General features: G+C 73.7%; 1 protein-coding gene. It reads left to right on the top strand.

Going from position 1 to position 14,408, the window contains the following annotated elements; genetic code table 11:
• Window positions 1–17: 17 nt before the first annotated feature.
• On the top strand, window positions 18–14,408 hold the full coding sequence (locus ACH4U7_RS49730) for a type I polyketide synthase (protein WP_398534374.1): 14,391 nt from the start codon (window positions 18–20) through the stop codon (window positions 14,406–14,408).

Below are 14,408 nucleotides of genomic sequence, written 5' to 3'. Positions count from 1 at the left end.
GTACGGAGTTGATCGCAGTGGTCAGTGACGACAAGCTTGTCGACTACCTGAAGCGGGTCACCGCGGACCTCAAACGGACCCGTCAGCGGGTCCACGAGCTGGAGTCGGGCAGCGCCGAACCGATCGCTGTCGTGGCGATGGGGTGCCGCTTCCCCGGAGGCATCAGCTCCCCGGAAGACCTCTGGGAGTTCGTGCGCCTGGGCGGTGACGCCATCTCGGAGTTCCCTACCGACCGTGGCTGGCACACCAGTCGGCTGAGCGGGAACTTCCGGCGGGTCGGCGGATTCCTTTATGACGCGGGCGACTTCGACGCGGGTCTGTTCGGGATCTCGCCGCGCGAGGCGCTGGCGATGGACCCGCAGCAGCGGCTGCTCCTCGAGACGGCCTGGGACACGCTGGAGCGGGCCGGTGTCGACCCCACCTCGGTGCGGGGCGCCGACGGCGGCGTGTTCATCGGCATGGCCGACCAGAAGTACGGCCCCCGCGACGACGAACTGCTCGGTGAGGTCAGGGGACTCGTCCTGACCGGCACGACCAGCAGCGTTGCCTCAGGCCGGATCGCCTACTCACTCGGTCTGCAAGGGCCCGCGATCACCATCGACACCGCCTGCTCGTCGTCGCTGGTCGCACTGCACCTCGCGGTGCGCTCCCTGCGGGCCGGTGAGTGCCCGTTCGCCCTCGTCGGCGGCGCCGCGGTGATGGCGGAGCCCACCCTGTTCGCGGAGATGGCCGAGCAGGGTGGCATGGCCGGAGACGGCCGCTGCAAGGCCTTCGCGGCTGCTGCGGACGGCACCGGCTGGGGCGAAGGTGTCGGCGTACTCCTGCTGCAGCCGCTGTCCACCGCACGCGAGCAGGGCCTGCCCGTCCTGGCCACCGTACGCGGCTCCGCAGTCAACCAGGACGGAGCCTCCAACGGCCTCTCGGCCCCCAACGGCCCCGCCCAGTGCCGCGTCATCCGCAAGGCGCTCGCCGACGCCCAGCTCGTCGCCGGCCAGATCGACGCCGTGGAGGCCCACGGCACCGGCACCGCGCTCGGCGACCCGATCGAGGCGCAGGCGCTGCTGGCCACATACGGCCAGGACCGGCCCGGCGACGAGCCCTTGTGGCTCGGCTCGGTCAAGTCGAACATCGGGCACACCCAGGCCGCGGCCGGTATGGCCGGCGTCATCAAGATGGTGCAGGCGATGCGGCACGGGCTGCTGCCGCGCACCCTGCACGTGGACGAACCGACCCCTGAGGCCGACTGGTCGGCCGGTGATGTGCGGCTGCTGACGGAGGAGCGGGAATGGCCGGACACGGGACGGCCGCGGCGCGCGGCGGTGTCGTCGTTCGGGATCAGCGGCACCAACGCGCATGTCGTGCTGGAACTGCCCACCGGCACTGTCGGGGAGCCAGCCGATGCGGCCGGGCCGGTTCCGGACCCGTCGGCCTGCGCCCCGATTCCGTGGCTGCTGTCCGCCGCGAGCGCCGACGCCCTGCGCGCGCAGGCCCGCAGACTGCACCGCTTCGTGGACACACCCGGTGCCCCGCGCCCGATCGACACCGCCCTGTCGCTCACGGCCACCCGGGCCCGACTCGACCACCGTGCCATAGTGTTCGGCACCGACCAGGCAGAACTGCGGGCTGGACTAGGGGCATTGGCCGCGGGCGAAAGCACCCCGCGGACTGTGCACGGACGGACCGTGCCGAGCGCGACGATTGCGTTCCTGTTCACCGGGCAGGGGGCGCAGCGGGCGGGCATGGGCCGGGCGGCGTACGCCGCGTTCCCCGAGTTCGCCGCCGCGTTCGACGCGGTGTGCGCGGAGCTGGACGGACTGCTGCCCCGGCCGCTGAAGTCGGTGCTCTTCGCCGAGCCGAACTCGGCCGACGCCGCACTGGTCGACCAGACCCTGTACGCCCAGACCGGCTTGTTCGCTTTCGAAGTGGCGCTGTTCCGGCTGCTGGAGGAGTGGGGTGTCCGACCGGGAGTGCTGCTGGGGCATTCCGTCGGCGAGCTGACCGCCGCGCACGTGGCGGGCGTCTGGTCGCTGCCGGACGCCTGCCGTGTGGTCGCGGCGCGGGCGCGGCTGATGCAGGCTCTGCCGGAAGGTGGGGCGATGCTGTCGGTGGCCGCCAGCGAGAAGCGTATCGCCGAACTGCTGGGCGACCTCGCCGACGTGGATGTGGCCGCGGTCAACGGCCCGGCCGTCACCGTGCTGTCGGGGCCGACGGGTGCCGTGGCGGACGTCGGGGAGCGGCTGGCCGGCGCGGGGCTGCGCACGAAACACTTGCGAGTGAGTCATGCCTTCCACTCCGCCCTGATGGAGCCGATGCTCGCGGAATTCGCACGCGAGATCGCCGACGTGACCTTCCAGCAGCCAGAGCTGCCGATCATCTCCAATCTGACGGGCCAGCAGGCCGACGCGGCCGAGCTGGGCTCCGCCGCCTACTGGGTGCGCCAGGTCCGTGGCACCGTACGGTTCGCCGACGGTGTCGGCCGACTCGCCGCGCACGGCGTCACCGCCTGCCTCGAACTCGGCCCGGACGGTGTGCTGACCGCCCTGGCCCGCGACTGCCTCACGGCCGCCGCTGATGTGGCCTTGGTGCCCGCACTGAGGCGCGACCAGGACGAGCCGGCCGCGCTCCTCGCCGCGCTCGCCGAACTCCATGTGCGGGGCGTCGAGGTGGACTGGGCCGCGATGCTGACCGCACGCGGCGGCCGGCGCGCAGCCCTGCCCACCTACGCCTTCCAGCGAGAGCGCTACTGGCTGCCCGCCACCCCCTCCGTCGCCTCCGCCGTCTCCGCGCCCGCCGAGCAGGCAGACCGGCTGCTGTACCGCGTCGGCTGGTCGCCGGTCACCGGTTTCGACACCGAGGCGAGGCCGGAGGGCACCTGGCTCGTCGTCGCTTCCCCGGACGACGAGGGCCGCCGCGTCGCCCAGGCGCTCGGCCCGCACACCGTGCTCGTGGCCCACGACCCCGATGACCCCTCCGGGTCGGTGGCACGGCTGCGCGGCGCCCTGCTGGCCGACCGCCCGGTGACCGGGGTTCTGGCCCTGCCGGAGCAGACCGGCGCGGCGGCCGTGGCGGCCCAGCTCGCACTCCGCGAGGCCCTCCGCGTCGCCGAAGTGCGCGCCCCCCTGTGGTGCGCGACCCGTGCGGCGGTCTCGGTCGGAGGTGAGGCCGTCCCCGGCGCCGCACAGGCACCGCTGTGGGGATTGAGCAGGGCTCTGGAAACCCGCGGGGGGATGGTGGACCTGCCTCAGCGGTTGGACTCACGGTCCCTGGGGCTGCTGGCCGCGGCCCTCACCAACCCGGCCGACGCCGACGAACTCGCCGTACGCACCGGTGGGCTGTTCGCCCGGCGGCTGCACGCCGTGCAGCCCGTGCCGCGCGCTCCTCGCCCGTGGCGGGCCGACGGGACCGTCCTCGTCACCGGCGACGTCGAGTCGGCAACCGATGACCTGCTGCGGAGGCTGAGCGGTGACGGCGAGCGCCCCGTGGTGCTGGCGCGGCGACCCGGCACCGCCCTGCAGAACGGGGCCGCGGGCGACCGGTCGTGCACCGTCGTGGAGTGGGACCCCGCGGCCGACGTACCCGAGACGCCCTCGCCGGTGACCGCCGTCGTACATCTGGACAACATCCAGCCGTCCGCCCCACGGGACGACGCCGACCCTTTGGCCCTGGCTGCCGCAGTGGCGGAGCGGCTCCACACCGTCGACCGGCTGACCGAGCTGTTCGGCAACCAGGATCTGGACGCCTTCGTGCTGTTGTCCTCGGTTGCCGGGATCTGGGGCGGCGCCGAGGACGTCGTTCACACCGTCGTGCACGCGGCCCTGGAGTCCGCCGCCGAACGCCGGGCCGCCGCCGGCCTGCGCGGCGCCTGCGTAGGCTGGGGCCCCTGGGCCGGCGCCGGCGACGGGCCGGACGTGCCCGGACTCGTACCCATGCGCCCCGAGCCGGCACTGGCCGCGCTGTGGCACGCGCTGGACGACGACGCGGCCGTCTTCGCCGTCGCCGACGTCGACTGGCTGCGGTTCCACCCGGTCCTCACCAGCCGGCGTCCCCGGCCTGTCGTCTCCGGTCTGCCCGAGGTACGGGCGCTCAGGCCGGCGCCGTCGGCGGCGCCCGCCGTCGGCATGGACGTCACCGACCTGGAACACCGGCTGCGGGACCTGGTGCTCACCGAGGCCGCAACGGCGCTCGGGCATGCCTTCCGCGACTCGATGGACCCGCTGCGCCCCTTCCGCGACGCCGGGTTCGAGTCGCTCACCGCCGTGCGTTTCCGCGACCGGATCGCCTCCGAAACCGGGCTGAACCTCTCGGCCACCCTCGTCTTCGACCACCCCACGCCCGAGGCGGTCGTGGCCCACCTGCTGGCCGAACTGACCGGGGGGCGGCCCGACGAGGCGGAGCCGGTCAGCACCCGATCGCACGACGACCCGGTGGTCATCATCGGCATGGCGTGTCGTTACCCCGGCGGGGTCAGCGACCCCGAGGGCCTGTGGGAACTGGTCCACTCCGGACGCGAAGGCATCGGTGACTTCCCCACGGACCGGGGCTGGGACCTGGCGGCGCTGCGACGTGCCGTCCCCCACATGGCCCTCAGGGCCGGCTTCCTCCCCGACGCCGCCGCCTTCGACGCCGCCTTCTTCGGGATCTCGCCGCGCGAGGCACTGGCTATGGATCCGCAGCAGCGGCTCCTACTCGAAGCCTCCTGGGAGGCTGTGGAGACCGCCGGCATCGATCCGGCGTCGCTGCGCGGCAGCCGCACCGGGGTGTTCGCGGGCGTGGCCGGCTCCGATTACGGTGCCGCACTCGCCGGTTCGCGTGAGGCAGAGGGCTATCTGATGACCGGAACGGCCACCAGCGTGGTCTCCGGCCGGATCGCCTATGTTTTCGGTCTGCAGGGCCCGGCGCTCACCATCGACACAGCCTGCTCCTCCTCGCTGGTGGCGCTTCACACGGCCGTGGGCGCGCTGCGCAAGGGCGAGTGCGATCTCGCCTTTGCCACCGGCGTCGCCGTCATCTCCACCCCGGACGCTTTCGTGGACTTCGCCAAGCAGGACGGGCTGGCGGCGGACGGCCGCTGCAAGGCGTTCGCCGCCGGCGCCGACGGGACCAACTGGGCCGAGGGTGTGGGTGTGCTGCTCGTCGAGCGGCTCTCCGACGCCCGCCGCAACGGTCATCGTGTGCTGGCCGTGCTCCGCGGCAGCGCGGTCAACTCGGACGGCGCCTCGAACGGGCTCGCCGCACCCAACGGCGGCGCGCAGCAGCGGGTCATCCGCCAGGCCCTGGCGGACGCAGGGCTGACCGCCCCGGACGTCGACGCCCTGGAGGCGCACGGCACCGGCACGGCGCTCGGCGACCCGATCGAGGCACAGGCCGTGCTGGCCACCTACGGCCAGGGTCGCCCCGCCGATCGGCCGCTGTGGCTGGGCTCACTGAAGTCGAACATCGGCCACAGCGCCGCCGCAGCCGGTGTCGGCGGCGTGATCAAGATGGTGGAGGCGATGCGGCACGGAGTCCTGCCGCCGACCCTGCACGCCGACGAGCCGACCCACGAGGTGGACTGGTCCGTGGGCGCGGTGGAACTGCTCACCACGGCACGGGACTGGCCCGAGACCGGGCGGCCGCGCCGCGCCGCGGTGTCGTCGTTCGGCGTCAGCGGCACCAACGCGCACGTCATCCTGGAACAGGGCCCCGACCTGGCCCCGGGCGGCGTGCCCGGTGTCCAGGAGGACCCCGCGCCCAGGGCTGCGGGAGGGTTTGTCGGCAACGCCGTCCCCTGGCTGCTGTCCGGACGTTCCGCCCGGGCTCTGCGCGACCAGGCGGCCCGTCTCGCCGGGCATCTGACGCACGGTGACCCGTCGGCCGAAGCGATCGGACACGCGCTGCTCACCTCCCGTACCGCCTTCGAGCACCGGGCCGTCGTGCTGGGCAGCGGTACCGTCGATCTCGTCGAAGGACTGGACGCTCTCGCCGCCGGGGAACCGACCCCGTCGGTGGTCGCCGGTGCACCTCGTCCGGCCGGCCGTGGACCCGTCTTCGTCTTTCCCGGCCAGGGCGGTCAGTGGCCCGGCATGGCGTCCGAACTCCTCGACATCTGCCCGGCCTTCGCCGCCCGCTGGGCCGAGTGCGAGCGTGCGTTCGCGCCGCACATGGACGTCTCGCTCACGGAGGCGGTCCGCGACGCCGCGGCCCTGGAGCGGGTCGATGTCGTCCAGCCCGTGCTCTTCGCGGTCATGGTGTCGCTGGTTGAGGTGTGGCGTTCGTACGGGGTACGGCCTGCCGCGGTGATCGGGCACTCGCAGGGCGAGATCGCCGCGGCCTGCGTCGCGGGAGCGCTGTCCCTTGACGATGCCGCCCGCGTCGTCGCGCTGCGCGCCAGGGCGCTCGGCGTGCTGGCCGGTGCGGGCGGCATGGTCTCCGTCGCACTCCCGCCCGCCGAGGCCGAGGGCTGGCTGCGGCGTTGGGAGGACCGCATCTCCGTGGCCGCGGTCAACGGCCCCTCCTCCGTCGTGGTCTCCGGTGAACCGGCTGCCCTGGAGGAACTGATGGAGCACGCCCGCACCCGGGACGTCCGGGTGCGCCGCATCGAGGTCGACTACGCCTCGCATTCGGCACAGGTGGCCCGTATCGAGGACGAGGTCCTCCGACTGCTGGAACCGATTCGGCCGCGGGCGTCCGAGGTCCCCTTCTTCTCCACCGTCTCCACGCAGTGGCAGGACACCACCGCGATGGACGCTGCCTACTGGTACCGCAACCTGCGCGATCCGGTGCTGTTCGCCCCGTCCGTCGGCGCGCTCGTCGACCAGGGGCACACGGTGTTCGTAGAGGTCAGCCCTCACCCGGTGCTCACCTCCGGCCTGCTGGAGACCGCTGAACGCGCCGACGTGGACCTGACGGTCACCGGCACCCTGCGCCGGGGTGAAGGCGGGCTCGCCCGGATGCGTGCCTCGCTCGCCGAACTGTGGGTGCATGGCACGCCCGTCGACTGGTCGGCTGCATTCGACCAGGCCCCGGCGGGGCCGTTGCCGTTGCCCACCTACGCCTTCCAGCGCGACCGCTATTGGCCCGATCCGCGCCCGGCCTCCGCCGATCCGGTGTACGAGACCTTCTGGCGGGCGGTGGACGAGGCGGACCTGCCCGCGCTGACCGGCACCCTGGGCGTCACCGACGACCAGCCGCTGCACGAGGTGCTGCCCGCTCTGTCGGCCTGGCGGCGCAGCCGTACGGAACAAGCGGTCACAGACAGCTGGCGCTACCGCGTGTGTTGGAAGCGGCTGCCGGACGCGGCCCCCGCCGAACTGCCCGGCACCTGGCTCCTGGTGACCACCGAGGGCGCTGTCGGGGACCCGTCTGCCGCCGCCGCCCTCCAGGCGGTGCGGGACGCCGCCGGGCACACCGTGACCCTTGCTGTCGGCAGCGACGACGAGCCGGCTTCACTCGCGGCAGCGTTGCGCGAGGCGCTGGACGGAACGCACCCGGCCGGCGTGGTCACACTGACCGGCACGGACGTCTCACCGCACCCGGCCAGCCCGGTCGTCCCGGTGGGCACGGCCCTCACCGTCACCCTGCTCCAAGCCCTGGACGCGGCCGACGTCGATGCGCCGCTGTGGTGCCTGACCCGCGGCGCCGTCGCCACCGACGACGACACCGCCGGGCCCGGCAGCCCGCTCCAGTCGGCGCTCTGGGCCCTGGGCCGGATCGCGGCCGTGGAGGCTCCCGGCAGCTGGGGCGGTCTCGTCGACCTGCCGGACACCTTCGACGACAGCGCCGCGGGGCGACTGGTGTCGGTCCTCGCCGGCCTGGACGGCGAGGATCAGGTGGCGCTGCGCACCTCTGGCGCGTACGGCCGTCGGCTGATGCGCGCCAACCCCACTGCCTCACCCGGCTCCGGCTGGCGCCCGCGCGGCACCGTGCTGGTGACCGGCGGCACCGGAGCGCTCGGCGGGCGCGTCGCCCGCTGGCTCGCCCGGGACGGCGCGGAGCATATCGTGCTCGCCAGCCGCCGCGGCTCGCAGGCACCGGGAGTCGACGGCCTGGTGGCCGAACTGAGCGGCCTCGGGGCCCAGGTGACGGTGGACTCCTGCGACCTGAGCGTGGCCTCGGAAGCGTTCGCGCTGGTCGACCGGATACAGCGCGACGGCGACCGGATCGGGGCGGTCATCCACACCGCGGGCGCGGGTGGCCTCGGACCGCTCGTCGACGCGGGACTGGACGACATGGAGCTGGCCATGGCCGGCAAGGTCGCCGGCATCGAGAACCTGGAGCGGGCGCTGGACGACCAACAGCTCGACGCGGTCGTCTACTTCTCCTCCATCAGCGCGTCCTGGGGCGCCGGTGACCACGGCATCTACGCGGCGGCCAACGCCGTCCTGGACGCCCGCGCCGAGGCCCGGCGTGCGGTCGGCGTGCACACCGTGTCGGTGGCCTGGGCGCCCTGGGGCGGAGGCGGCATGATCGACGACCCGGCCGTGGCGGACACACTGAACCGCATGGGTCTGCCCCTGGTGGACCCCGACCTCGCGATCAGTGGTCTCGCCACGATCCTCGCCGAGGGGGAGGAGTCGCTGCTGCTGGTGGACGTGGACTGGGGCAGGTTCATCCCCCAGTTCACCCTGCGCCGCCCCAGCCGTCTGTTCGACGAACTGCCCGAGGCACGGGCGGCGGAGGCCGACACGGGGCCTGCCAAGGCCGACGCCCCTTCCCCGCTGGCCGGTCGGCTGGCCGGGCTGAGCAAGGCCAAGCACGCCACGGCGCTGCGCGACCTCGTACGCGAGCACGTCGCCGCGGTGCTGGGCCACAACGACCCGGCGGCCGTCGACGCCGGCCGGGCGCTGAAGGACCTCGGCTTCGACTCACTGACGGCGGTGGAACTGCGTGACCGACTGAGCACCGTGGCCGCAATGCGCCTCCCGGCCACCCTGGTCTTCGACCATCCCACCATCGCCGAACTGGCCGACTTCCTGGGCCGTGGCCTGGAGCCGGAGACGGCCCGGCCGACCGCCGCACCCGCCACCGTCGTACGCGTCGACCAGGACGAGCCGGTCGCCATCGTCGCCATGGCCTGCCGCTACCCCGGCGACATCGCCTCCGCGGAGGAGCTGTGGCGTGCTGTCCGCGACGAGAAGGACCTGATCAGCCCATTCCCCATCAACCGGGGCTGGCCGGTTGACCGACTGCTGGACGCCGATCCCGACCGGCCCGGCACCAGCTACGTCGACCACGGCGGATTCCTGCACGACGCCGGTGACTTCGACCCCGGCTTCTTCGGTATCTCGCCGCGAGAGGCACAGGCCATGGACCCGCAGCAGCGGCTGCTGCTCGAATCGTCCTGGGAAGCACTGGAACACGCCGGTATGGTCCCGAAGTCCCTGCGAGGCAGCCGGACCGGGGTATACGTCGGTCTGACCGACCAGGCCTACGGCACTCGCCTGCGCGGATCCTTGGACGGCATGGAGGGCTTCCTCGTCAGCGCGTCGTCCAACGTGGCCTCCGGCCGGATCTCGTACTCGCTCGGGCTCCAGGGCCCTGCGCTCACCGTGGACACGGCCTGCTCGTCCTCGCTGGTGGCCCTGCACCTGGCCACCCAGGCGCTGCGCAACGGCGAGTGCGACCTCGCCATCGCGGGCGCCGCCACCGTCATGCCGGACCCCACCTCCTTCATGGCCTTCAGCCGACAGCGCGGACTGGCCGCCGACGGCCGCTGCAAGCCGTTCGCCGCCGCCGCGGACGGGTTCTCCCTCGGCGAGGGTGTCGGCGTCCTGCTGGTGGAGCGGCTGTCCGACGCCCGCCGGCTCGGACACCCCGTGCTGGCGCTGATCCGTGGCTCCGCGGTGAACCAGGACGGGGCCTCCAACGGCATCACCGCGCCCAACGGCCCTTCCCAGGAGCGGGTCATCCGGCAGGCTCTGGTCAACGCCGCGCTGCCCGCCTCCGCGGTGGACGTGGTGGAGGCGCACGGGACCGGCACCACGCTCGGCGACCCGATCGAGGCGCAGGCGCTGCTGGCCACGTACGGCCAGGACCGCCCGGCCGACCGGCCGCTGCGACTGGGCTCGGTCAAGTCGAACCTCGGACACACGCAGGCCGCGGCCGGCATGGCCGGTGTTATCAAGATGGTGCAGGCCATGCGGCACGAGTTGATGCCGCGCACCCTGCACGTGGACGCGCCCAGCCCGCACGTGGACTGGAGCTCCGGGGCGGTGGAGCTCCTCGTCGAGGCGCGACCGTGGCCGCGAGGTGATGAGCCGCGCCGTGCTGGGGTCTCCGCGTTCGGGATCAGCGGCACCAACGCGCATGTCGTCCTGGAAGAGGCACCGCAGGAGCCGACGCCCGACGGGAGCGCCGGGGCGTCGGATACTCCGGGCGCGCCGGTCGGGGCGGACACCGGCCGTCCCGTGCCGTTCGTCGTCTCGGCCCGCACCCCGGACGCACTGCGCGACCAGGCCGCCCGCCTGACCGCCCTGCTGGACCGGGAAGATCACCCGGTCACCGACCTCGCCTACTCGCTTGCCACGACCCGCGGTGTGCTGGACCGGGCCGCGGTCGTCGTCGCCGCGGACCCGGACGAACTGCGCCGGAACCTGGCCGACCTGGCCACGGGAGCGGTCGCCGAGGAGCGGGCCGAGGGCGGCCTCGCCTTCCTCTTCACCGGTCAGGGCGCCCAGCGCGCCGGCATGGGACGTTCCCTGTACGACGCCTTCCCCGAGTTCGCCGCGGCCTTCGACGAGGTGTGCGCGGAACTCGACCGGCACCTGCCCCGCCCGCTGCGCACGGTCGTGTGGGCCGAGCCCGGGACGGACGAGGCCGCGCTGCTCGACCAGACCCTGTACACCCAGACCGGCTTGTTCGCCGTCGAGGTGGCACTGTTCCGGCTGCTGGAGCACTGGGGCGTACGGCCCGACGCCCTGCTCGGCCACTCGGTCGGCGAGCTCGCCGCCGCCCACTTGGCCGGCGTGTGGTCGACCGAGGACGCGGCCCGGGTGGTCGCCGCCCGCGCCCGGCTGATGCAGGAACTGCCGGAGGGCGGCGCGATGCTGTCCGTCGCTGCGGCCGGGGACGAGGTGTCCGCCGTGCTCGGCGACGCGTCCGCCGAAGTCGCCGTCGCTGCGGTCAACGGCCCCGCGTCGCTGGTCCTGTCCGGCACCGAGGAGTCCGTGACGGCCGCCGGCGCCCGGCTCGCCGAGGCGGGGCTGCGCACCAAGCGACTTACCGTCAGCCATGCCTTCCACTCGTCCCTCATGGAACCGATGCTCGCCGCGTACGAGCATGAACTCGCCCAGGTCGCCTTCGCCGAGCCGGCGTTGCCCGTCGTCTCCAACCTCACCGGGGAGGTGGCCGGCGCCGAGCTGTGCGAACCCGCCTACTGGGTGAGGCAGGTGCGGCAGGCCGTGCGGTTCGCGGACGGGGTGCGCACCGTGCTCGACGAGGGCGTGACCACCTTCCTGGAACTGGGCCCGGATGGCGTCCTGACCGCCATGGCGCAGGAGTCGGCCGGGGAGCGGGCCACCGGTATCGCCGCCCAGCGCCGGGACCGTGACCAGGTGCGGACCCTGCTCACCGCACTCGGCAGGCTCCACGTGCGCACCGAACGCGTGGACTGGGCCGCGTTCTTCCGCGGCACCGGGGCCCGCCGGGTGGACCTGCCCACCTACGCCTTCCAGCGCCGGCGCTACTGGCTGGACACGCCGTCGGGTGGTGCCGAGGCACTGGCCGGCGCGGGCCTGGCGGGTACCGGACACCCGCTGTTGACGGCGTCCGCGACGCTGCCCGGGACGGGCGAGTCCCTCTTCAGCGGCAGCCTGCCCGGGGCCCCGGACGGACGGCCCCTGTCGGGCGGCGAGATCCTCGAACTGGTGCTGTGGGCGGGCGGGAACTTCGGCTGCCACCGGATCGCCGGACTCGATGTCGCCGGATCGGTGCCCCACGCTCCCCAGGCGCCGCTGCAACTGGTGGTGGCAGCACCCGACGAGTCCGGAAACCGGGCCTTCACGCTCCACCTGGGCCCGGTGGGCGGCCCGCACGGCCCGGTGGAGGGCCCCTGGACGCGGATCGCCCACGGCGTACTCGGCGGCACCCCCACCCCCCTGCCGCCGGAGCCCGGCACCGCGGCCTGGCCGCCGGCCCACGCCGAGCCCGTCGGAGCCGACCTCGTCTGGCGCCGGGAGGACGAGTTGTTCGCCGAACCGGCGCTGGCCGAACGGAACGCGGCGGACGTCGACCGTTTCGCCCTGCACCCCGGGCTGCTGGCGGAGGTGATGGAGCTGATCGCCGGACTGGCCGGAGAACCGGTCCACTTCACCGGGGTGACCCGGTACGCGACCGGCGCCACCGTGCTGCGCGTCCATCTGACCCGCGTCGCCCCCGACACCGTCACCGCGCTGCTGACGGACGCGGAAGGCGAACCGGTGCTCTCGGTGGACCGGGTCCAGGTCCGTGCCGACGGTGCGGCGGCCGTGCGCTCGGCCACGGCCGCCGCACCGGACGCCCTGTACGAGCTGACCTGGACACCGGTCGGCGCCGAGGCCCTCCCACCGGACACCGGCTGGGCAGTGGTGGGCGTCCCCGCCGGCGACCTGGCCAAGGTCCTGGAGGCGCAGGGCGCCGAGGTGGCAACCCACCCTGACCTGGCGTCCCTCGGCAGCACGGCCGACCGCGGTGACATGCCTGGTCTTGTCGTCCTGCCCGTGGAGACGGCACCCGGCGCACCCCTGGAGTCCGCGCGACTGACCGTTCACCACACCCTGCGTCTGGTCGGGGAACTCCTCGCGGACACCCGGCTCACCGGCACCCGGTTCGCCTTCGTCACGAGGGCGTCCGTGTCCACCGGCGACGGCGCGGCGGTCGACCCGGCGCAGGCAGCGGTCCGCGGGCTGCTGCTCTCCGCCCAGGCCGAGCACCCGGACCGGTTCGTCGTCGTCGACCTGGGCGGCCGGGAGGAGGACGCCGATCTGCTCACGGCGGCCGTCGGCACCTCCCTGGCGGCGGCTGAGCCGCACCTCGCGATCCGCGACGGCCGGCTGCTCGTGCCGCGGCTGGCCCGGGTCACCGAGCCACCGCAGGCCTTTGCAGCCGGGCCCGAGGAGCACGGCACGGTGCTGGTCACCGGCGCCACCGGAGGCATCGGCACCAAGATCGTGCCGCACCTGGTGGCCGAGCACGGCGTGCGCAGGCTGCTGCTGCTCAGCCGGAAGGGCCCTGACGACCCCCGCGCGGCCGAACTGGGCCGTGAGCTGGCAGCGTACGGCGCCGAGGCGACGTTCACGGCCTGTGACATCGCTGACCGCGCGGCACTCGAGGCCGTCCTGGCCGAGGTGCCGGCCGAGCACCCGGTGACCGCGGTCGTGCACATCGCCGGAGTCGTGGACGACGGCGTGCTCACCACACTGAGCCCCGAGCGCGTCGACACCGTGCTGCGGCCCAAGGCCGAGGCCGCGCAGCACCTGCACGAGCTGACCGCCGGCCTTGAGCTTTCCCATTTCGTGCTGTTCTCCTCCGGCGTCGGCGTGCTCGGGGGCGCCGGGCAGGCCAACTACGCGGCGGCCAACGCCTTCCTGGACGCGCTGGCGCAGACCAGACAGGCTGCCGGGCTCCCGGCGTCCTCGCTCGCCTGGGGCCTGTGGGAGACCGACATGGGCATGTCGGCGCGCCTGTCCGAGGTCGACCGCCGTCGGATGGCCCAGGCGGGCGTCCTCGCCCTCACCCCGCAGCAGGGCATCGCGCTGTTCGACCGGGCGTGGAACTCCGGTGCGGCGACCCTGGTACCGATGAGCCTGGACACGGCTGTGCTGCGCAGGAAGGCAGCCGACTCCGCCCTGCCCGCCCCGTTCCGCGCACTGGTCCGCACACCGCTGCGCCGAGCCGCCGCCGGCCCCGCACAGGCGGCGGGACAGTCCTTCGCGCAGCGGCTGGCAGAGCAGCCCGGGAGCAGTCGCAGGCGGCTGCTGCTGGAGTTGATCCAGCGACAGGTGGGCACCGTGCTGGACTACGGGGCCGACACCCCGCTCGATGCCCGGCGCACCTTCCGGGAGCTGGGCTTCGACTCACTCACCGCGGTGGAGCTGCGCAATCGCCTGGTCGCCGCGACGGGCGTCCAGCTCTCCGCCGCGCTGGTCTTCGACCACCCCACGGCGGACGCGCTCGCCGAATACCTGGAGAGCAAGGTCCTGCGGTCACAGGTCGGGGCGCCCCTGCCGGTGCTCACCCAGCTCGACCACCTGGAGGCCGCGCTCGCGGCGCCCCCGGCCGACACCGCCACCCGCGAGCAGATCGCGGCCCGGTTGCGCGCCCTGGCCTCCGCCTGGAGCGCCCAGCCCGACGACGGCCATGGAGCCGATGACGGCGACATCAGCAGCAAGCTCGATTCCGCCACGGATGAAGAGCTGTTCGACTTCATCAGCGGGGAATTCGGAGAGGACTGA

Source organism: Streptomyces sp. NPDC020845 (assembly GCF_044334165.1).
GTDB lineage: Bacteria > Actinomycetota > Actinomycetes > Streptomycetales > Streptomycetaceae > Streptomyces.
This window is presented reverse-complemented; position numbering and strand designations above follow the sequence as displayed.